General features: G+C 70.9%; 18 protein-coding genes. 7 read left to right on the forward strand and 11 right to left on the reverse strand.

Features of this window, described 5'->3' with window-relative positions; genetic code table 11:
* Positions 1-4: 4 nt before the first annotated feature.
* A complete protein-coding gene (locus tag ACQRWP_RS26900) occupies positions 5-1,270 on the reverse strand; it encodes an aspartate kinase (RefSeq protein WP_151491046.1) in 1,266 nt (421 codons plus the stop codon).
* Positions 1,271-1,529: 259 nt separating this feature from the next.
* Between ACQRWP_RS26900 and ACQRWP_RS26905 the strand changes: the two genes are divergently transcribed.
* Positions 1,530-2,318 (forward strand): hypothetical protein, encoded by a 789-nt coding sequence (locus ACQRWP_RS26905; RefSeq protein ID WP_430498692.1) that lies wholly within the window; start codon positions 1,530-1,532, stop codon positions 2,316-2,318.
* Positions 2,319-2,403: 85 nt separating this feature from the next.
* Positions 2,404-2,955, forward strand: coding sequence for a nitroreductase family protein (locus ACQRWP_RS26910; RefSeq protein WP_430498694.1), 552 nt, complete (start codon positions 2,404-2,406; stop codon positions 2,953-2,955).
* Between the two features lie 13 nt (positions 2,956-2,968).
* Here the strand turns inward: ACQRWP_RS26910 and ACQRWP_RS26915 are convergent, their stop codons facing one another.
* The gene (locus ACQRWP_RS26915; protein WP_430498695.1) at positions 2,969-3,955 is read right to left on the reverse strand and encodes a DUF5937 family protein; all 987 of its coding nucleotides are present in this window, start codon (positions 3,953-3,955) and stop codon (positions 2,969-2,971) included.
* 78 nt (positions 3,956-4,033) lie between these two features.
* On the opposite strand from ACQRWP_RS26915, the gene ACQRWP_RS26920 reads away from it, so the two are divergent.
* The gene (locus tag ACQRWP_RS26920) at positions 4,034-5,305 is read left to right on the forward strand and encodes an MFS transporter (protein WP_430498697.1); all 1,272 of its coding nucleotides are present in this window, start codon (positions 4,034-4,036) and stop codon (positions 5,303-5,305) included.
* Positions 5,306-5,542: 237 nt separating this feature from the next.
* On the forward strand, positions 5,543-7,294 hold the full coding sequence (gene leuA, locus ACQRWP_RS26925) for a 2-isopropylmalate synthase (protein ID WP_430498699.1): 1,752 nt from the start codon (positions 5,543-5,545) through the stop codon (positions 7,292-7,294).
* Positions 7,295-7,323: 29 nt separating this feature from the next.
* On the opposite strand, the gene ACQRWP_RS26930 is transcribed toward leuA, so the two are convergent.
* The gene (locus ACQRWP_RS26930; RefSeq protein WP_430498701.1) at positions 7,324-8,817 is read right to left on the reverse strand and encodes an MFS transporter; all 1,494 of its coding nucleotides are present in this window, start codon (positions 8,815-8,817) and stop codon (positions 7,324-7,326) included.
* A gap of 107 nt (positions 8,818-8,924) precedes the next feature.
* On the opposite strand from ACQRWP_RS26930, the gene ACQRWP_RS26935 reads away from it, so the two are divergent.
* On the forward strand, positions 8,925-9,581 hold the full coding sequence (locus tag ACQRWP_RS26935) for an HNH endonuclease family protein (protein ID WP_238682364.1): 657 nt from the start codon (positions 8,925-8,927) through the stop codon (positions 9,579-9,581).
* Positions 9,557-9,946, forward strand: a complete 390-nt coding sequence (locus tag ACQRWP_RS26940) for a hypothetical protein (RefSeq protein ID WP_430503299.1) — start codon at positions 9,557-9,559, stop codon at positions 9,944-9,946. The genes ACQRWP_RS26935 and ACQRWP_RS26940 overlap by 25 nt, the downstream gene beginning before the upstream one ends.
* Before the next feature lie 20 nt (positions 9,947-9,966).
* On the opposite strand, the gene ACQRWP_RS26945 is transcribed toward ACQRWP_RS26940, so the two are convergent.
* The 7 genes from ACQRWP_RS26945 to ACQRWP_RS26975 all read right to left on the reverse strand — a co-directional run bounded on the left by ACQRWP_RS26945 (position 9,967) and on the right by ACQRWP_RS26975 (position 17,185).
* Positions 9,967-11,070, reverse strand: coding sequence for an ABC transporter ATP-binding protein (locus ACQRWP_RS26945; protein WP_430498703.1), 1,104 nt, complete (start codon positions 11,068-11,070; stop codon positions 9,967-9,969).
* A gap of 156 nt (positions 11,071-11,226) precedes the next feature.
* Complete coding sequence (locus ACQRWP_RS26950; RefSeq protein ID WP_112588584.1) at positions 11,227-12,240, reverse strand: ABC transporter ATP-binding protein; 1,014 nt, start codon at positions 12,238-12,240, stop codon at positions 11,227-11,229.
* 7 nt (positions 12,241-12,247) lie between these two features.
* On the reverse strand, positions 12,248-13,210 hold the full coding sequence (locus tag ACQRWP_RS26955; RefSeq protein WP_124823355.1) for an ABC transporter permease: 963 nt from the start codon (positions 13,208-13,210) through the stop codon (positions 12,248-12,250).
* Complete coding sequence (locus tag ACQRWP_RS26960; RefSeq protein ID WP_124776655.1) at positions 13,207-14,211, reverse strand: ABC transporter permease; 1,005 nt, start codon at positions 14,209-14,211, stop codon at positions 13,207-13,209. Before ACQRWP_RS26960 ends, ACQRWP_RS26955 begins: the two co-directional genes overlap by 4 nt.
* 85 nt (positions 14,212-14,296) lie before the next feature.
* Positions 14,297-15,958 carry an ABC transporter substrate-binding protein gene (locus tag ACQRWP_RS26965; RefSeq protein WP_238682368.1) on the reverse strand — a complete coding sequence of 554 codons (1,662 nt, stop codon included), beginning with the start codon at positions 15,956-15,958 and terminating at the stop codon, positions 14,297-14,299.
* A gap of 316 nt (positions 15,959-16,274) precedes the next feature.
* Positions 16,275-16,868 (reverse strand): recombination mediator RecR, encoded by a 594-nt coding sequence (gene recR / locus ACQRWP_RS26970; RefSeq protein WP_430498706.1) that lies wholly within the window; start codon positions 16,866-16,868, stop codon positions 16,275-16,277.
* Positions 16,869-16,876: 8 nt separating this feature from the next.
* On the reverse strand, positions 16,877-17,185 hold the full coding sequence (locus ACQRWP_RS26975) for a YbaB/EbfC family nucleoid-associated protein (RefSeq protein ID WP_007466279.1): 309 nt from the start codon (positions 17,183-17,185) through the stop codon (positions 16,877-16,879).
* Positions 17,186-17,386: 201 nt separating this feature from the next.
* Here ACQRWP_RS26975 and ACQRWP_RS26980 point away from each other — a divergent pair, with 201 nt between their 5' ends.
* Positions 17,387-18,058, forward strand: coding sequence for a DUF998 domain-containing protein (locus ACQRWP_RS26980; RefSeq protein WP_430498708.1), 672 nt, complete (start codon positions 17,387-17,389; stop codon positions 18,056-18,058).
* A gap of 66 nt (positions 18,059-18,124) precedes the next feature.
* Here the strand turns inward: ACQRWP_RS26980 and ACQRWP_RS26985 are convergent, their stop codons facing one another.
* Positions 18,125-21,097: a DNA polymerase III subunit gamma and tau gene (locus tag ACQRWP_RS26985; RefSeq protein ID WP_430498709.1), complete on the reverse strand. Its 2,973-nt coding sequence runs from the start codon at positions 21,095-21,097 to the stop codon at positions 18,125-18,127.
* Positions 21,098-21,227 lie beyond the last annotated feature (130 nt).

Here is a 21,227-nt window from a genome sequence, read left to right on the forward strand (position 1 = left end):
GGCGCTACCTACCCGTCCCCGCGTAGACCACGGCTTCGGTGTCGCCGCCCAGCTCGAACGCGTCGTGGATGGCGCGGACGGCAGCGTCGAGGTCGGTGTCCCGGCAGACCACGGAGACCCGGATCTCGGAGGTGGAGATCATCTCGATGTTGACCCCGGCGGCGCCGAGCGCGGCGAAGAAGCCGGCCGCCACCCCGGGGTGCGAGCGCATGCCCGCGCCGATCAGTGAGACCTTGCCGACGTGGTCGTCGTAGAGCAGGCCCTTGAACTTGACCGGCTCCTGGATCTTGCTGAGCGCCGCCATCGCGGTGGGGCCGTCGGCCTTGGGCAGGGTGAACGAGATGTCCGTCCGGCCGGTGCCCTCGGTGGAGACGTTCTGCACGATCATGTCGATGTTGATCTCGGCGCCGGCGACGGTGTCGAAGATCCGCGCGGCGGCACCCGGCTCGTCGGGCACCCCGACGATCGTGATCTTGGCCTCGCTGCGGTCGTGCGCGACTCCGGTGATCAGTGCCTGCTCCACGGAAAGGTCCTCCATCGATCCGGTGACCATCGTGCCGGTGTTGGTCGAGTATGACGAACGGACGTGGATCGGCAACCCCGCCCGCCGGGCGTACTCCACGCTACGCAGGTGCAGCACCTTCGCGCCGCACGCGGCCAGCTCCAGCATCTCCTCGTAGGTGATGTGCCGGATGTGCCGGGCGTTGGGCACGATCCGCGGGTCGGCGGTGAAGATGCCGTCCACGTCGGTGTAGATCTCGCAGACGTCGGCGTGCAGGGCGGCGGCGAGCGCCACCGCGGTGGTGTCCGAACCACCGCGGCCCAGCGTGGTGACGTCCTTGGTGTCCTGCGAGACGCCCTGGAAGCCGGCCACGATGACCACCGACCCCTCGTCGAGCGCGCCCTTGAGTCGCCCGGGGGTGACGTCGATGATCCGGGCGCGGCCGTGCACCGAGGTGGTGATCACGCCGGCCTGCGAACCGGTGAACGAGCGGGCTTCGTACCCCAGGTTGTGGATGGCCATGGCCAGCAGGGCCATGGAGATCCGCTCCCCGGCGGTGAGCAGCATGTCCAGCTCGCGGCCCGGCGGCAGCGGGCTGACCTGGTTGGCCAGGTCGAGCAGCTCGTCGGTGGTGTCGCCCATCGCGGAGACCACCACCACCACGTCGTCGCCGGCCTTGCGGGCGGCGACGATGCGCTCGGCCACCCGCTTGATCCGCTCGGCGTTGGCGACGGAGGACCCGCCGTACTTCTGCACCACGAGTGCCACGACGGTGCACTCCCTCCCAGCGACCCTGAGCGTGCCGACGCCGCCGGAACCGGGGCCGGCGGCGCGTGTCAGACCTCATGAGGGTATCCGGCGGGTAACGAAGCCGGGTCAGGTGATCCCACGATCCGGCCCGCCCGGGCCCGGCCGGGCCGGTCCCACCAGGTCGGGTGGGTACGCGGGGACGCCCCGCCCGACACGCCGGAACGAGCCCGGTACGCGCCGGCACCCACCGACCGCCCACACCCACCAGAATGGGCCGGTGCCCGTCCTCATCCGTTCGGCCGGCCGCGTGCTCGGGCCGCTCGTCCTCGCCCTGCCGGCCCTCCTGGTCGCCTGCACCAGTGAGCAGCCTCCGACTCCGCCGCCCGTCGATCCGGGGCCGGTCGAGGTGGACGCCGCACGGGATGAGCTGGCCGCGCTGGCCGCGGCGGCTCAGGACCGTCACCTGGTGGCCCAGTACGTCTACAGCCAGGCGGGTCAACCGGATCGAACCATCGTTCTCACCAGCGCGAACGACGGCAGCTGGCGGGTGGACGTGCCGGGGGGCGCCCTGGGTGGCACCGCCGATGTCTCGATGGCCAACACGGCCGACGGGCTGTTCCAGTGCGCCCTACCGTCGGCCGGTCATACCGAGTCGGCGAGCTGCGTACGTCTGGGTGATCGCGACGACGCGATCCCACGCCGGTCGGACCCCCGGGTCCAGCACCTGCTCACCGACTGGCTGTACGTGCTCACCGACCGACGCGCGCCGTTGGCGGTCGCTCCGGCCGACGCGCCCGAGGGCCTCACCGGCACCTGCTACTCGGTGGATTCCACCTCGGCGTCGCTCAACGCCCCGTTGGATGTGGGCATCTACTGCTACGACCAGGACGGCACGCCGACCGGCGTCCGAACCGGGGCCGGGTCGCTGAGGCTGGCGGCCGCACCCGGCCCGGCACCGGCCACCGTGCAGCTGGCCGGCCCGGTGGTGGTCGATCGGGAGCCGCTCGACACCGCGGCGCCGCCGACCCCGGACCCGTCGGACAGCCCGAGCGCGGGAACGCCCTGATCTTCGTCCCGTTACGGGTGCTCTTGCCCACATTTAGCTACCCCCTCCCGAGGGGGCGAATCGCCCATACGGGACGATCCGGCGTATGACCGACCTCACCCCGCTGCTCGCCTACCGCTGGAGTCCGCTGGCGTTCCACCCCACCGAGGAGTTGAACGCGACCGATGCGTCCTCCCTGTTGGAAGCGGCCCGCTGGGCACCGTCACTGGGCAACCGCCAACCCTGGCGGTTCACCCTCGGTCACCGCGACGACGAGACGTGGAAACGGATCCTGGTCAACCTGCCCGAGCGCGACCAACGGTGGGCACACCGTGCCGCCGCGCTGCTGCTCGCCGCACACGTCGACGGCGACACCGCACCGGACGCCACGCCGCCGGACGGAGCGGCGTACGACCTGGGCCAGGCGGTCGCCCATCTCACCGTGCAGGCCACCGCGCTCGGGCTGCACGTGCGGCAGGTGCTGACCGTGGACCGCGCCGGACTCGCCGCCGACCTACACCTGCCCCCCGACGTGCGGCCGTACGCGGTGCTCGTCGTCGGGCAACTCGGCGACCCGCACAGCCTGCCGGCGGACCTCGTCGCCGAGGAGACGGGGTTACGCCGCCGCCGACCGCTGGCCGAACTCCTGCTCGGCTGATCGCTCGCCGGCCCTACTCGCCGCGGCTCGCGCGAAGAAGGACCGCAGCAGCCTCGGTGTTGCGATACAGGACGTGCCGACCCTGCCGGAGGCGGGAGACCAGACCGGCGCCGTGCAGCGCGGCCAGGTGCTGGGAGACGTTCCCGGCGGACATCCCGGTGAGTCGGGCCAGGTCGGTGGTGGTCAGCGCCGTCTCGAGCAGGTGCAGCAGCGCGGCCCGGCCCGGCCCGATCACCCGTGCGAGTGGGTCGCCGGGCGGCGGCGCGCTCGCCTCCCAGAGCGTCCCGACGGCGCGAACCGGGTACGCGCCGGCCGGCAGCGAATCCTCCAGCAGGTTCCACAGCACGTGCCGCTCGCTGAACACCGTCGGGTTCAGCGCCAGCCCACGATCGCGGAGGTCGAAGTCCCGCTCGAACGTGTCGTCGCTGATCACCCGGTCGCCGTGCCAGCGCAGGCTCGGGTGGAGCTGCTCGACGAACCGACCGGCGCCGCTCTCGACGAGCTGCGCGGCCCGGTACGCCACGTCGGCGTCGAGGAGCGCCCGCATCCGCGACCAGTCCGGGGCGATCGCCTCGTCGTACCAGACCCGCACCGCGTCGACGACCTGCGGCAGCAGCCCGCCGGGGTCGGCGAGCAGCGCCCGCCCGAACGGGCTCAGCGGTCGTTGTGAGGTGGTCGCCAGCAGGTCCTGGACCACCACGGCAGGCGGCGTCGCGGCGATCTGGTCGAGCTGCTCGGCCATCTCCACGTTCGGTCGCGCCGCCGGGGTGAGGAAGTCGGGCAGCCAGCGACCCGGCACGACCAACCCCACCAGAGGTCGGACCCGGTCGGCCACCTCGGGACGACGCAACGTCACCCGGGCCCGGTCGATCCAGGGCAGGTGCACCGCGTAGCGGACCGGGTTGGCCAGCGCCCACATGCTCATGACCGTCTCGTTGGCCGGTGACACGGCGAGCCGCACTCCCGCCACGTCGGCCACGCTGAACCGCAACTCGGACACACGCACCCCCGGGGAGCAGGATTCGGTCCAGCCTAAAAGACTCGACCGGGGTCATGGGGCACCCGTTCACTCAGCCAAATGGGGACCCGAGAAACCATCCGCACCGCCGTCCGAGACGTCGTACCGCCAGCCGGGCTGACGCGCGCCCTGGCCGTGCAGGCCATGGTCTACGCCGTCGGCAGCGGCCTGTTCCACGCCGGCAGCGCCGTCTTCTTCACCCGGGCACTCGGGCTCAGCGCCGCCCAGGTCGGGTTGGGGCTGTCCATCGCGGCGGGGGTGTCGCTGCTGGGCACGGTGCCGCTGGGTGGGCTCACCGACCGGTACGGACCGCAGCGGGTCTGGGTGGTGGGGCTGGTGCTGAACGCGGCGCTGTTCGCGACCTACCCGTTCGTGGGCGGCTTCGCGGGTTTCCTCGCCGTGGTGGTGGCGCTGGCCGCCGTGGACGCCGCTGTCGGCGTGGCCCGGCAGGTCTACTCGATCAACGCGCTCCCGCCGGCCGAACGGGTCACGGCGATGGCGTACCAGCGCTCGTCGCTGAACGTCGGCTTCGGGCTCGGCGCGGTGATCAGCGGCCTGGTGCTGGCGGTGGACACGATCACGGCGTACCGGGGGATGGTCTGGTTCATCTCGACGGTCTTCCTCGTGACGGCCCTCTTCGTGCGGCGACTGCCCCGGCTGCCGCAGGTGGCCCGACCGGCGGAGCCGATGAGTCGGCTCGCCGTGCTCCGGGACCGGCCGTTCATGGCGGTGTCCCTGCTGTCCGGGCTGCTCACCGCGCACGGGGTGCTCTACCTGACGGTGCTGCCGCTCTGGATTCTCACCCACACCGACGCCCCGAAGACGGTGATCGCCGGGCTGGTGCTGCTCAACACGATCCTGATCGTGCTGCTCCAGGTGCGCGTCAGCCGGGGCGCGGACACCGCGGCGGGCGCGGCCCGGGCCTCCCGTCGGGGTGGACTGCTGATCGCCCTGTTCTGCCTGGTCCTGCCGATTTCCGGCGTCACTCGGGGCGCGCTCACCGTCGTGGTGCTGGTGGCCGCCGCGTTGCTGCTGATCCTGGCCGAGCTGATCGAGTCGGCGGGCACCTGGGGGCTCACCGCCACCCTGCCGCCGGCCGACCAGCGCGGTGCGTACGTGGGGGCGCTCGGACTCGGCGTGCAGGTCCAGTACCTGATCGCGCCGGCGGGGCTGACCGCGCTCGGGGTGACCACCGGCGGGTGGGGTTGGTTACCGATAGCAGCGATCTTCGTGCTGGTGGGGCTGGCGATCGTGCCCGCGGTGGCCTGGGCAGGACGCACGCCGCGGCTGGGTGCCGAGGCCGCGGCACCGGCCATGACTCCGGTCCCATAGTCCGGACCTGTCTTTCCACCCCCCGTTCCATCACGTAGGGTGACCTGGTCATGTGGCAGGCGCTGCTCCTCCTTAGCCGCCGCGACGAGGCCTGACCGGCCGGCACCTCGTCGCGGAGTCGCATCGCGCCGTCCAGCACATCCGAGTTTCTTCTCGGCACCGCCGCGCACCGTCGCCCGGCATCTCGCCGACACCTTCCGATCTGCTGACGCCACATGTTCCAGGGAGCACTCTGAGATGGCTCAACCTGTCACCGACGCTGAGACCGATCCGATCGCCCGGCAGCGCCCCAGCCGGATGCCGTACCACCGCTACGAGCCGTACCGGGAGCAGTTCCGGGTCGAGCTGCCGGACCGCACCTGGCCCACCCGCACCGTCGAGGCCGCCCCCCGCTGGTGCGCCGTGGATCTCCGCGACGGCAACCAGGCCCTGATCGACCCGATGTCGCCGGAGCGCAAGCGCCGGATGTTCCAGCTACTGGTCCAGATGGGCTACAAGGAGATCGAGGTCGGCTTCCCGTCGGCCAGCCAGACCGACTTCGACTTCGTCCGGCAGCTCATCGAAGACGACATGATCCCGGACGACGTCACCATCCAGGTGCTCACGCAGTGCCGGGAGCACCTGATCGACCGGACGTTCGAGTCGCTGCGCGGCGCGAAGCGGGCCATCGTGCACTTCTACAACTCGACCTCCACCCTCCAGCGGCGGGTGGTCTTCGGCCTGGACCGGGACGGCATCGCCGACATCGCCACCACCGGGGCGCGGCTCTGCCAGAAGTACGCGGAGATCCACACCCCGGACACGGAGATCTTCTACGAGTACTCGCCGGAGTCCTACACGGGCACCGAGCTGGAGTACGCGCTGGAGGTCTGCTCCCGGGTGATCGACGTAATCGACCCGACTCCGGACCGGCCGCTGATCATCAACCTGCCGGCCACCGTCGAGATGGCCACCCCCAACGTGTACGCCGACTCGATCGAGTGGATGCACCGGCACCTGCCGCGCCGCGACAGCGTGGTGCTGAGCCTGCACCCGCACAACGACCGCGGCACCGGCGTGGCCGCCGCCGAGCTGGGCCTGCTCGCCGGCGCGGACCGCATCGAGGGCTGCCTGTTCGGCAACGGTGAGCGCACCGGCAACGTCGACCTGGTGACCCTGGGGCTCAACATCTTCTCCCAGGGCATCGACCCGATGATCGACTTCTCGAACATCGACGAGATCCGGCGAGCCGTCGAGTACTGCAACCAGCTGCCGGTGCACGAGCGCCACCCGTACGCGGGCGACCTGGTCTACACCGCCTTCTCCGGCTCCCACCAGGACGCGATCAAGAAGGGCTTCGACGCCCTCGCCGCCGACGCGAAGGCGGCCGGCGTATCGGTGGACGAGCACACCTGGGCGGTGCCGTACCTGCCGATCGACCCGAAGGACCTGGGCCGCACCTACGAGGCGGTCATCCGGGTCAACTCGCAGTCCGGCAAGGGCGGCGTCGCGTACATCATGAAGAGCGAGCACCAGCTGGACCTGCCGCGCCGGCTCCAGATCGAGTTCTCCGGGGTGGTGCAGCAGGTCACCGATCACGACGGCGGCGAGGTCGACCCGGCCGCCATGTGGGAGATCTTCGCGACGCACTACCTGCTCGACCACCAGCCCGACCCGACGGTCCGGCTGGCCGGCTACACGATCGGCACGGTGGACGGCAAGGTCGAGATCGAGGCCCAGGTCGGTGTGGGCGGCGAGCAGCGGTCCCTCGCCGCGGTCGGCAACGGCCCGATCGACGCGTACGTCAACGCACTCCAGTCGGTCGGGGTGGGCGTACGGGTGCTCGACTACCACGAGCACGCGCTCTCCTCCGGTGGTGACGCGCAGGCCGCCGCGTACGTGGAGTGTGAGGTGGACGGGAAGACGGTCTGGGGTGTCGGCACCGACGCCAACATCGTCACCGCGTCGATCAAGGCGGTCACCAGCGCCGTCAACCGCGCCCGCCGCTGACCTGTGCGCGGCACCCCCGAAGTGGCTTCCTACTTCGGGGGTGTCGCGGCGGGCAGAGAATGGCAGGGCTGTGACGGCGGGGCTTCCCGGGGCGGTCGGTGGACCAGCACGAGGGCCAGTAGCGCGCCGGCCACGAGCAGCCCGGCACACCACTCCATCGCGCCCCGGAACGCGTCGGTCAGCTCGGCCTTCTGCTCGTACCCGCCGCCGGAGAGCCCGACCAGCAGCGGCAGCGCCGCCACCGCGAGCAGGCCGCCGGCCCGGGACGCGGCGTTGTTGAACCCGCTGGCCACCCCGGAGAACCGGTCCTGCACGGCGGCCAGCACCGACGCGGTCAGCGGTGCCACCACCAGGGTCAACCCGATGCCGAAGAGCAGCACCCCTGGCAGCACGTCCCGCCAGTACGACGCGCCCGGTCCGACGCCGCGCAGCAGCAGCAGGCCGACCGCGGCGACCACCGGTCCGATGGCGAGCGGCAGCCGTGGGCCGATCCGCGCCGACAGCGCACCGGCGCGCGCGGAGCCGACCAACAGCAGCAGGGTCATCGGCAGCAACGCGATGCCGGTGCGGAAGGCCGACCACCCGACCACGTTCTGGAGGTAGACGGCGAAGAAGAAGGTGAAGCCGCCGAGCGCCGCGTAGACGACCACTGTGAACAGGTTGAGCACCGAGAAGAGTCGGCTGCTGAACAGCCCGGTGGGCAGCATCGCGGCGTCACCGCGCCGCCGCTCCAGCAGGACGAAGGCCACCGCGGAGAGCACCCCGACCACGGCCGCGATCAGCACCTCGGCGGAGTCGAACCCGCGGGCCGGCGCGTCGATCAGGGCGTAGGTGACGCCGGCGAGCGCGAGCGCTCCGAGCAGGGCTCCGGCGACGTCGAACCGCCGTCGGGTCCGACCCTGTCCCTCGGTGCGGGAGGCGCTCTCGTCCCGACTCTCCGGCACCCAGCGCAGGGCGGCCAGCAGCACCAGCACGGCGATCGGCAGGTTGAGGAAGAAGATCCAGCGCCAGGAGAGCGTGTCGATCAGCCAGCCCCCGATGAACGGTCCCAGCGCGGTGGACACCCCGGACAGCCCGGCCCAGGCGCCGATCGCACGGCCCCGGTCGTCGGGATGGAAGCTCGCCTGGAGCACCGACAGCGACCCGGGCGTGAGCAGCGCGCCACCGGCGCCCTGGAGGAACCGGGCCGCGATCAGCATGCCGGTGTCCTGGGCCAGCCCGCAGAGCACTGAGGCGGCGGTGAACCAGACCACGCCGATGAGGAAGATGCGTCGCCGGCCGAAGCGGTCGCCCAGCGCGCCGCCGAGCAGCACGAACGCCGCCAGCATCAGCAGATAGCCGTTGATGGTCCATTGGAGATCGGCCACGTTCGCGCCGAGGTCCTGCCCAAGTTTCGGCAGCGCCACGTTGACGACGGTGCTGTCGAGGAAGACCATGCCAGAGGCGAGTACGGCGGCGAGCAGCGTGCCCCGGCCGGCGGTCGTGCCCATCCGGAGGGCGGTCGCCGGTACGGGTGCGGTCATCCCACCAATCTGCCTTGCATCATGTGGGAGACGCCACGAAACGCCGAAACCGTGCCCGGGTACTGTGCGCAATCGCCGGGAGCCCCCAAGCTGGAGAGGTGTCGTCTGTGCGTACCAGATCAGGACCGCGAGCGGCGGTGGCCGCGCTTGCCGCGGCGCTGGCGCTCGGCGTGGCCGGTTGCGTCCCGCAGGATGAGCCGACCACACCGCCGTCGAGCGACGGCGGCAACGCCGCTGAGCAGTTGAGCCAGCTCACCGTCGCCACCGCCGGCTCGATGAAGGGCTACAGCCGGGAGCGTTTCCCACACTGGCGGGACACCGGCAAGAACTGCGATATCCGGGACAGCATCCTCCAGCGCGACGGCAAGGACGTGAAGCTCTCCGGCTGCAACGTGGTCGGTGGGCGCTGGGAGAGCGTGTACGACGGTCGCAGCTTCTCGGATCCCTCCGACGTGGACATCGACCACATGGTCCCCTTGGCCAACGCGTGGCGCTCGGGTGCCGACGAGTGGGACAACGCTAAGCGCGGCGATTTCGCCAACGACACCACCCGTCCGCAGCTTTTCGCGGTTTCCGCCTCGTCGAACCGGGCAAAGGGTGACCAGGACCCGTCCCAGTGGAAGCCGGCAAATCGGTCTTACTGGTGCAAATACGCTCAGGACTGGGTGACGGTCAAGCACTACTGGAAGCTGACGGTGACCAGCGCCGAGAAGGCCGCCCTGACCGACATGTTGGAGGGCTGTTCAGTGGGGAGCGATTCGTGACCGGCACCGAGGAGAGCGGCCCGTCCGCCGCCGGCATGACCGCGGACGGCACCGCCGAGACCCCCGCCGCCGTGCCGGGTGCCGGCATGGTCGCGGATTCGGGCGGGGCGGCCGGCCCGCAGACCCGCACCACCGACATCGTGCCCGGCCCCGGCGGCGTGATGACCGACGAGGTCGGCGTCGTCACCGGTGACCTGACGCTGCGCACCGAGTACGCCGACGGCAAGGTCACCCTGCGGGTGCAGTACAAGGACGCGGACGAGTGGTACGCGGTGACCGGCACGTCGGTCACGCTGGCCGACCCGGCTGGGCTGGACGCGGTGCACGGCGTCGCGGTGGGGCTGCTGAACCGCCCCGAGGGCTGACGCCGGCACCGCGTCCAGTCTCAGACGTACGAGCCGGGCTCGGTGGGCGCGGAGACCACGGCTGGGGCGTCCCCCTCGCCCTCGGGTCGGACGATCTGCGCGCTGACCCCGTGCGGGCGCAGTTCGCCGCTGGCGATCTGCTCGGCCCAGTGGCAGGCCACCCGGCTGGCGCCGATGTCCCGCAGCACCGGTCGCTCGTCGGCGCAGCGGGTGGGCTGCGCCCACGGGCAGCGGGTGTGGAAGCGGCAGCCGGAAGGTGGGTTGGCCGGCGACGGCAGGTCACCGGCGAGCAGGATCCGCTCCCGGCGGTCCTCCACGTCCGGGTCCGGCACCGGCACCGCCGACATCAGCGCCCGGGTGTACGGGTGCAGCGGCTCGGTGTAGAGCCGGTCGCTCGGCGCCTCCTCGACCAGCGCGCCCAGGTACATGACGCCGACCGTGTCGGAGATGTGCCGGACCACAGCGAGGTCGTGCGCGATCACCAGGTAGGTCAGCCCCAGGCTGTCCTGAAGTTCGTCCAGCAGGTTGACCACCTGGGCCTGGATCGACACGTCGAGCGCCGAGACCGGCTCGTCGGCGACGATCAGCTCCGGCCCGAGCACCAGCGCGCGGGCGATGCCGATGCGCTGCCGCTGCCCGCCGGAGAACTCGTGCGGGTAGCGGGACAGCGCCCAGCGCGGCAGCCCGACCGCGTCCAGGGTCTCGCCGATGATCCGCCGACGGTCGGTGCGGTCGGTGCCGATCCCGTGGGTCTGCAGGCCCTCGGTCAGGATCGACTCGACGTTCTGCCGGGGATCGAGGCTGGACATCGGGTCCTGGAAGATCATCTGCATCCGGCGACGCATGCTGCGCAGCTTGCCGGACGGCAGCGTCGTCAGCTCGACGCCGTCGAAGCTGACCTCGCCAGCTGTCGGCGGGGTGAGCTGGAGCAGCGCCCGGCCCAACGTGGACTTGCCGCAGCCGGACTCACCCACCAGGCCGTACGTCTTACCCCGCGCGATGCTCAGGTCGACCCCGTCGACGGCCTTCACCTGGCCGACCACCCGGTCGAAGAGCACCCCTCGCTTGATCGGGAAGTGCACCTTCAGATCGCGCACCTCGACGAGGATGTCGTTCTCGCTCACGCCAGCACTCCGCTTCGCTCCGCGCCGGCGTGAGACGCCACGCTGCTGTGCCTGATGGTTCGCTCGCTACGCTCGCTCACGCCAGCACTCCGCTTCGCTCCGCGCCGGCGCGAGACGCCACGCTGCTGTGCCTGATGGTTCGCTCGCTACGCTCGCTCACGCTGATTCCTCCTCGCGCGGGGCGGGCACCATGCCCGGCAGCGGCTCCGGGTTGACGCACCGGTAGCTCCGTCCGTCGTGCGCGTGCACCAGCTCCGGCGGCTCACCCACGCACTCGTCGATCCGGCGGGCGCAGCGCGGGGCGAAGGCGCAACCGTCCGGCCAGGGCAGCAGGTCGCGGACCGAACCGGGGATCGGGTTGAGCTTCTCGCCCCGCCCGGCGTCCAGGCGCGGCACCGAGCCGAGCAGACCCACTGTGTACGGGTGACGCGGCTGGCGGAACAGCGGACGACGGCGGGCCGTCTCCACCACCCGGCCGCCGTAGAGCACGTTGACGGTGTCGCACATGCCGGCCACCACGCCCAGGTCATGCGTGATCATCAACAGTGCGGTGCCGGAGTCCCGGACCAGTTCCTTGAGCAGCTCCAGGATCTGGGCCTGGATGGTGACGTCCAGCGCGGTGGTCGGCTCGTCGGCGATCAGCAGCCGTGGCTGGCAGGCCACCGCCATCGCGATGAGCGCACGCTGGCGCATCCCACCGGAGAGCTGGTGCGGGTACTCCTTGAGCCGCCGCTTCGGGTCGGGAATGCCGACGCGGTCCAGCAGCGCCGCCGCCTCCTTCGCCGCGGCCTCGCCCTTCATCCCCCGGTGCCGGGTGAGCACCTCGGTCACCTGCAACCCGATCGGGATCACCGGGTTCAACGAGGAGAGCGGGTCCTGGAAGATCATCGCGATGTCCCGGCCCCGGATGTCCCGCCGCGACCGGTCGTCGAGCTGGAGCAGGTCGGTGCCGTCGAAGACGGCCTTGCCGCCGACCCGCAGGCCGGGCTGCTTGGGCAACAGGCCCATGATCGCGAGCGAGGTGACGCTCTTGCCGCAGCCGGACTCGCCGACCAGGCCGACCACCTCACCGGCGTCGACCGAGAAGGACACCCCGTCGACCGCGTGCACGGCGCGCTGACCGCGGCGGGCGAACGTGACGGAGAGATCTTCAACTTCGAGCAGTGCCATTACGGGCCTACTTCCGCAGCTTCGGGTCGAGGGCCTCACGCATCGCCTCACCCAGCAGGGTGAAACCGAGCGCGGTGATGATGATCGCGACCGCCGGATAGATGGCCAGTGACGGCCGGATGCCGAGGTACTGCTGCGCGTCGGCGAGCATGACCCCCCACTCCGGCACGGCGGTGTCCGGGTTACCGAGGCCGAGGAAGGAGAGCGCCGCGGCCTCGATGATCGCGGTGGCCAGGGTCAGCGTGGCCTGCACGATCACCGGGGCGAGCGAGTTCGGCACCACGTGGGTCAGCGCGATCTTCGACTTCTTCACGCCGAGCGAGGTCGCTGCCAGCACGTAGTCACTGTTGGCCTGGGAGATCATCGAGCCGCGCAGCAGCCGGGCGAACACCGGCACCGACACCACGCCGACCGCGATCATCACAGTGGTCAGGCTGGCCCCGAGCAGGGCGGCGATGCTCACCGCCAGCAGCAGGCTCGGCATCGCCAGCAGCATGTCGATGAAGCGCATCAGGGTGGTGTCGATCCACCGTCCCCAGCGGCCGCCGAGACCGGCCGCGGCGCCGGAGACGCCACCGATCAGCGCGCCGATCGCCAGACCGATCAGGGTGGAGACCACGCCGACCAGCAGGGTCTGGCGGGCGCCCACGATCATCCGGCTGAACTCGTCTCGGCCCTGGTGGTCGTAACCGAACCAGTGCTCACCGGTCGGGCCGGGAATGACACCCGGCTTGATCAGCCCCTCCCGGATGCCGATCGTGTCCGTCGCCGCGTACGGCACGAGGAACGGGCCGACCACCGCGACCAGCACGAAGAGCGCCAGGATGACGGCGCCGACGATAGCGGCCGGGTTACCGCGCAGCCGGCGGAACGCCTCCTGCCAGAGGCTGACGCCCCGCTCGTCGTCACGGGCGGCCAGCTCGGAGAGCCGGTCGATCTTTTCGCGCTTCTTGCCTGGGCTGAGTGTCATCGCACCCTCACCCTCGGATCGATGAAGCTGTAGGAGAGATCGACCAGGAGGTTCACCAGCACGTACACCACCGCGATGATCAGGATGAAGCCCATCAGCACCGGATAGTCGCGTTGGCCGATGGCCTCGGCGACGAACGCTCCGATGCCGCTGAAGGCGAAGACGGTCTCGGTCAGCACCGCGCCGGAGAGCAGGCCGCCCGCGAGCAGACCGATCGAGGTGGCGACCGGCAGCATGGCGTTGCGCAGGACGTGCCGGCGACGAACCGTCTGCTCGGTCAGGCCCTTCGCCTCGGCGGTCCGGACGAAGTCCTCGTTCAGCACCTCCAGCACGCTCGCCCGGGTGATCCGGACGATGATCGCCAGCGGGATGCTGGCCAGCGCGATGCTGGGCAACACCAGATGCCAGAGGGCGTCGGCGGCGGCGTCCCACTCACGGGTCATCAACCCGTCGAGGACGAAGAAGTTGGTGACCCGGGTCGCCCCGAGCGTCGGGTCCTGCCGGCCACTGGACGGGAACCAGTGCAGGTTCTCCGAGAAGATCGCTTTGAGCACGTAGCCCAGGAAGAAGACCGGGATGCAGATGCCGATCAGCGAGCCGCCCACGGACGCGTGGTCCAGGAAACGGCCGCGACGACGGGCGGCCAGGTAGCCCAGCGGGATGCCGACGCCGATGGCGATGATCATCGCGGTGATGGTCAGCTCGACGGTGCCGGGGAAGCGCTCGATGAACTCCGTGGTGACCGCCCGCTTGGTGGAGGTCGAGGTGCCCAGGTCGAGCTTGATCATCCGCCGTACGAAGCGGCCGTACTGCACCAGGATGGGCTCGTCGAGCCCCATGTTGCGGCGGATCGCGGCCCGCATCTCGGGTGTGCCGCGCTCGCCGAGAATGGCGGTCTCGGGGCCGCCGGGGAGTCGGCGGAGCCAGATGAAGAGCAGGAGGGAGAGCCCGAACAGCGTGGGTATCAGCTGAAGCAGGCGCCTGACGATGAACCGGAACACGGCGGCCTCGAAGGGGTGCGGAGGGTTGCGGGCGGGCGCTGTGCGACAGCGCCCGCCCGCGTTCCTTGCTGCGTCAGATCAGGACTTACTTGAACTCGGCGGTCGCGTACCGCTCGTCGGTGAGCGGGCTCGCCTTGACGCCGGTCACGTCCTTGCCGAACACGATCGCCGGCGGCGAGTGCGAGATCGGCACACCGGGCAGGAAGTCCATCACGGACTTGTTCAGGGCCTTGTACTTCTCGGTCCGGGCCGCGATGTCGGCGGTGCCGTCCGCGTCCTTGAACTGGTCGAAGAGGGCCTTGTTGTTGAAGCCCCACTCGTCCTTCGGCCGGTCGAAGAAGGTGCCGATGAAGTTGTAGGCGTCACCGTAGTCACCGGTCCAGCCCAGGAAGTGGATGTCGTGCTTGCTACCCGAGGTGGTGGCGTTCAGGTAGTCCGGGCTCCACTTCAGCGGGATCGCCTCGACGGTGATGCCAACGGCCTTCAGGTCCGCCGAGAGCAACTCGAAGATGTCCTTCGGGTTCGGCATGTACGGCCGGGTGACCTCGGTCGGGTAGTGGAACTTCAGCGTCAGGTTCGACGCGCCGGCCTCGGCCAGCAGCGCCTTCGCCTTGGCCGGGTCGTAGGTGTACTTCGTTACGTCACCGTTCCAGCCCTCGACGGTGTCCGGCATGAAGTTGTCGGCGACCTTGGCACCCGGCGGCAGCTTGGAGGTGACCAACTGCTGACGGTTCAGGGCGTACGCGATGGCCTGCCGGACACGGATGTCGGCGAGCTTCGGGTTGCCCTTCTGGTTCATCGCCAGGTAGAGCACGTTGAACGCCGGGCGCGTGAGCATGTTGAAGCCCTCGCTCTTCAGCGGCTCGACGTCCGCCGGGCCAACCAGGTCGTAGCCCTGGATGTCACCGGAGCGCAGCGCCTGCTTGCGAGCGTTCTCATCCGAGATCGTCTTGAAGATGAGGGTCTTCAGCTTGGCCTTGGCGCCCGAGTAGTCCTCGTTGCGCTCCAGGGTCAGCGTCTTGTTGGCGACGTCCCAGGTCTTGAACTTGAACGGGCCGGTGCCGGTCGGGTGCTCCGTCGCGTACGCCGGGTACTTGATGTCCTCGGCGGTGCCCGCGACGTTGCTCGCGTCGAACTCCTGCAGCGCCTTCGGGCTGTGGATGGAGAACGAGGGGAGCATCAGCGCGGCCGGGATCTTGCTGGAGACCCGGGTGAAGGACAGGTCCACAGTGGTGGCGTCCTTGGCGGCGCAGGACTTGAAGAGACTCGGCGGGAGATCCGCGTTCTCGTTCTTGGCGAAGCCGCCCATGACGTCCTGCCAGTACGCGGTCACGTCCGGGCTCTGCATGAGGCCCTTGGCGTTGTACCAGCGGTTGAAGTTGACGCAGACGGCCTCGGCGTTGAAGTCGGTGCCGTCGTGGAACTTCACGCCCGAGCGGAGCTTGAAGGTCCAGGTGGTGCCGGCGGCGTCCGGGGTCCAGGACTCGGCCAGGCCGGGGGTGACCTTCGTGCCACCCTCCTCCGGTCGAACCAGGGTCTCGAAGACCTGACGCGCCACGCGCAGCGACTCACCGTCGCTGGCGAAGCTCGGGTCGAGCACCTTCGGGTCTCCGGCGACGCCGAAGACGAGGGTGTCCTTCTTGCTACCGCCGGATTTGTCGTCGCGGTTGCTCTCGGCGCAGCCTGCTACCGCGAGGGCCGCGACCGCGATGGCCGCGATCGCGACCTTCGGCCTGGGTGCACGCATGTGTGCTTCACCTCGTCCTTGGGGGTACGGACAACGTGGTGACAGGGGTCACCGATGGCGGTGACCATAGCTCCCGAGGCGTCCACCCGGAAACCGCTGAGTGGACGGTTGGTATCGGATCGTGCCTCAACCGCCGCTTGACATTCGATTCGTAGGTAAACAGCGGCAAAAACCGATCAATCAGCACCCGCGATGCCAAACTGTTACGTCGAACAGCCCCGATGAGGGCACAGGTGTCAGATCATTTCCGGGCAGAGACGCAGCGGTGGCCGGCACCCGACACGGGTGCCGGCCACCGGCCGTATACGTCAGGGAATCAGACCGCGCGGCGCCCCTCGAAGGCCCGGCCAAGGGTGATCTCGTCGGCGTACTCCAGGTCGCCGCCGACCGGCAGCCCGCTGGCCAGCCGGGTCACCGAGATGCCCATCGGCTTCACCATCAACGCCAGGTAGGTGGCGGTCGCCTCGCCCTCGGTGTTCGGATCCGTGGCCAGGATCAACTCCCGCACCCCGCCGCCACCGAGCCGGATCATCAGCTCCCGGATGCGTAGATTGTCCGGGCCGATGCCTTCCAGCGGATTGATCGCCCCACCCAGCACGTGGTAGCGACCGCGGAACTCACCCGTCCGCTCGATGGCCACCACGTCCTTGGGCTCCTCCACCACGCACAGCACCTCCTCGGTGCGGCGCGGGTCGCGACAGATCCGGCACTGCTCGGACTCGGCCACGTTGTAGCAGGTCGTGCAGAACCGCACCAGCTCCTTGACCTTGCGCAGCGCGCCGGCCAGCCGGTTGACGTCGACCGGATCCGCCGAGAGGACGTGGAACGCGATCCGCTGAGCGCTCTTCGGACCCACGCCCGGCAGCCGACCCAGCTCGTCGATCAGATCCTGGATGGCACCTTCGTACATCTGCCGGCTCAGAAACCGGGCAGGCCGAGGCCGCCCATGCCGCCGGCAACCGGGCCCATCTTGCGCTCGGTCAACTCCCGGGCCGCCTCGGCGGCGTTGTGCACGGCCGCGACGACCAGATCCTCCAGCGTCTCCACGTCGTCCGGGTCGACGGCCTTCGGGTCGATCTTGATGGCCTTGAGCTCACCGGAGCCGGAGACGGTCGCGGTGACCAACCCGCCGCCGGCGGTGCCGGTCAGCTCGGCCTCGGCCAGCTCGGCCTGGGCGGCGGCGATCTGCTGCTGCATCTTCTGCGCCTGCTTCAGCATCTGCTGCATGTTCGGCTGTCCACCTGGGCGCACGGGATGGCTCCTTCTCGCACTCGTCTGCTCGACCGCCGCTCAGCCTATCCGCTGGGACCGACCTCGCCCCGCCCGGTGCGTCCGCCCACGCCGAGCCTCCGGGTACGGCTAGCCCTACCCCGAACCGGCCGTCTGCTGGTAGTGCGCCCATAGCCGTCGCACTGGTCTGCTCGTGGCATGAATCTCAACCGCACCGGCCGGGTCGGCGCACTGTGCTGGCTCGCGGCCGCGCCCATCTTCCTCGTCGCCAGCCTGGTCACCGGGCTGCGGTGGCGCGAGCCAACCTACAGCTGGGCCACCCACAACATCAGCGACCTCGGCAACGCCCACTGCGGCATCTGGGACACCACCCGCCCCCGCTACGTCTGCTCGCCGTGGCACCCGCTGATGAACACCGCGACACTGGCCACCGCCGTACTGCTCACCATCGGGCTCCTGCTGACCTGGCGAATCCTCGGCCGCGGCCCGGTGGTGCGCACGGCCCAGACACTCCTGCTGCTGGCCACCGGCGGATACGCCCTCGTGGCCCTCTACCCGGCCGACATCGACGAGAACCTGCACGTCCTCGGCGCATTCCTGATCATGGGGATGGGCAACATCGGCCTGCTCCTAGCCAGCTTCGCACCAAGCACCACGACGCTCGGCCGGTGGCGACGGCCAACCCTCACCGCCGGGCTGATCGCGCTGGCCGGGACAACACTGTTCGCCGCCCAACAGGGCCTAGGAATCGGGGTAGGCGGCATGGAACGAGTAGCGGTGCTCCCGTTCCCCCTCTGGGCCTGCGCCCTGGGCGTCCTGCTGGCCGAACCCGCTCCCCTGCGCGATCTTGCACTTCCTGCCTCGACATAAAGGGGCATTGTGCACAAGACAGCAACCAAAACTGCAAGATCGCCGAGCCGGGGCGGGGCGGGGTTGTTAGCGGGCGTCGACTTCGTTGATTTTCTCGGCGCCGAAGGTCTCTCGGAGCAGCCGTACCGCCTGCTCCTCGCTGGACTCCCGCGCGGTCTTCTCGTCGATGATCTCGTCCAACGGCTCGTCGCCCGGGTCGAACCCCTCGAATGCCGGGGCCGCCGCCGGTGCCGCGCCGCCGGGCCGGCCGGCCCGCGCCGGGCCGTCGAAGTCCGGGTCGTAGGGCGGCTCGCCGGCCCACTCGGCGTCCGCGACGGGCCGGGCTGCCGCTCCGGTACGCGCACCGCGCCCCGCCGCCGCCGCGCGAGCCGCGGCGATGGCGCTGCTCACCGGCGCGCCACCGGCTGTCGCCGGCTGCCGGGCCGCCGGTGTCGGGTTACCCCGCCCGCCCGGCTTACCGCCGCCGGCCGCTGACCCGGGACCGCCCGAACCGCCTGGTCCGGTGCCGTTCGCGCCACCGCCGTTGGTGCCGCCGTTCGCGGCGCTCCCGTTACCGGCGCTGCCGTTCGCGCCGGTCGACGCCGCTGCGGAGTGGGCGCTCGACCCGTTTCCGGCCGACGCGCCGCCGGGTCGGGCGGCCTCCGGCCAGTCCTCGTCATCCGTAGCCTCGGCGGCGAGGGCGCCGCCGCCGGGCCGGGCCGCCTCCGGCCAGTCACCGTCGTCGTCCGCCGGGGCGGACGGCGCTGAGCCCTGCCGACCAGCACCGTGACCCGCGGAACCCGCACCGGCACCGCCACGCGAAGCCGAGCCGGCAGCGCCGGTCGGGTTCGCGGCGGTCGGCGAGGCGTTCGTCGGACCGGCGGCGGTCGGGGCGTTGGGTCCCGCAGTCCCCGGCCCGGCGGCGTTCGCACTTGGCGCTGCGTTCGCGCCTGACCCAGCGGTCGAGCCAGGCGCAGCGTTCGAACTTGGCGCACCGTTCGAGCCAGGCGCTGCGGTTGAGCCAAGCGCTGGGTTCGAGCCTGACGCTGCGTTCGAGCCTGGCGCGGGGTTCGTGCTTGGCTCGGCTGGCGGCGCGCTCGTCGGGCCGGCGGCGGCAGTCGGGGTCCCGGCGTTCGTCGTGGCGGCGGGCGTATCCGACGTGGCCGGTGGCGCGGCGGGTCGGGCCGGTGCGGTCTGCTGCGTGCGCGGTGAGCCGGACAGCGGCACGCCACCGCGCTCGCCGGCCACCTCGCACCGGATCTGCCAGCGCCCGCCCAACTCCTCGTAGAGCGCGTCGGTGAGCACCGCCGCGTGGTCGGCCATCATCTTGGCCAGCACGGTGGACTTCACCGTCAGCACCAGCATGTCGCCGTCGAGTTCACGGACGACCGCGTCCCGCATCAGGGCGGCGATCCGCTTGTTGGTCCGGTTGACCTTGCCGACCACGTCGGGCCAGACGCGGCGGACCGCGACCGCGTCCAGCGCGGCGGCCGGCGCGCCCGGTCGGGGTGGCGCGGGCGTGGCCGGGTCGGGAAGCACCGCCGACGGTGGCACCACGCGACGCGGGGCCGGCCCGGCGGGCGAGACGGGTACGGCCTGGTCAGCGGTTGACGCGCCGGGGGACGCCGGGATCGGCGAGTCGGCCGCCGAGACGTACGAGGCCGGTGCACCGGAAATCGGAGCGGGTGCCTCGGTGACCGAAGCAGCCGGGGCGGGAGCGCCCGCAGCGTTCCGGGTCGGGGGCGCTGCCGGGTCGACCGCCCACGGCGGTGCGGAGGTAGGGGCGTTCGCGGGTGCCGGGGTGGCGGCAGCCGGAACCGGGGTGGCTTGCTGTGGGCGTACCCCTGGGTGGTTGGTTGGCGCGGAGCCGGCGGCGGCCGGCGGCGCGTCGGTGCCACCCACGGTGAGCCGGCGTTCCATCCGCTCCAGGCGCTGGAGCAGGCCGCCGGTGGAGTCGTCCACGCCGGGCAGCAGCATCCGGGCGCAGATCAGCTCCAGCAGCAGGCGGGGCGCGGTGGTGCCGCGCATCTCGACCAGCCCGTTGTGCACGATGTCGGCGCAGCGGGACAGCGTGGCCGAGCCGAGCTGCGAAGCCTGGGCTGCCATTCGCTCGATCTGGTCGGCCGGGCCGTCGATCAGACCCTTCGCGGCGGCGTCCGGCACCTGCTGGATCACGATCAGGTCGCGGAGCCGTTCCAGCAGGTCGGAGGCGAACCGGCGCATGTCGTGCCCGGCCTCGGCGACCCGGTCGACGGTGGCGTACGCGGCCGCGCCGTCCCCGGCGGCCAGCGCGTCGCACATCTCGTCGATCAGCGCCGAGTCGGTGACCCCGAGCAGCGCGACGGCCCGGGCGTAGCTGACCCCCTCCGCGCCGGCGCCGGCGATGAGCTGGTCGAGCACCGAGAGGCTGTCCCGCATGCTGCCGCCACCGGCGCGGACCACCAGCGGAAAGACCGCCGGCTCGACGGCGACGCCCTCGGCCTGGGTGAGCTGCTCCAGGTACGGGCGGACCACCTTCGGCGGAAACAGCCGGAACGGGTAGTGGTGGGTCCGCGACCGGATCGTGCCGAGGACCTTCTCCGGCTCGGTGGTGGCGAAGATGAACTTGACGTACTCCGGGGGCTCCTCGACCAGCTTGAGCAGGGCGTTGAAGCCCTGGGTCGAGACCATGTGCGCCTCGTCGATGATGTAGATCTTGAAGCGGCTGCTGGCTGGCGCGAAGAAGGCGCGCTCGCGCAGCTCGCGGGCGTCGTCGACACCGCCGTGGCTGGCCGCGTCGATCTCGATCACGTCGATGGAGCCGGCGCCGTCGGCGGCCAGCGAGCGGCAGGAGTCACACTTGCCGCACGGCTCGGGAGTGGGGCCCTGCTCACAGTTGAGCGAGCGGGCCATGATCCGGGCGCTGGTGGTCTTGCCGCAGCCACGGGGGCCGGAGAAGAGGTAGGCGTGGTTGAGCCGTCCGCTGCGCAGCGCCTGCGACAGCGGCTCGGTCACGTGCTCCTGACCGATGACCTCAGCGAAGGTACGCGGCCGGTACTTGCGGTAGAGCGCCAGCGTCACTCGTCCCGCCTCCTCTCGACCGAGCCATTCTGCGCCGGTCGGGCGCGGGTGACCACCCACCACCCCGGGGCGCCTGGGCCTTCGGCCTTGATCGACTCGGCTTCCTGGAAACCGCGGTGTCCGCGTGGCC

The organism is Micromonospora trifolii (assembly GCF_050516465.1).
Classification (GTDB): Bacteria; Actinomycetota; Actinomycetes; order Mycobacteriales; family Micromonosporaceae; genus Micromonospora; species Micromonospora trifolii.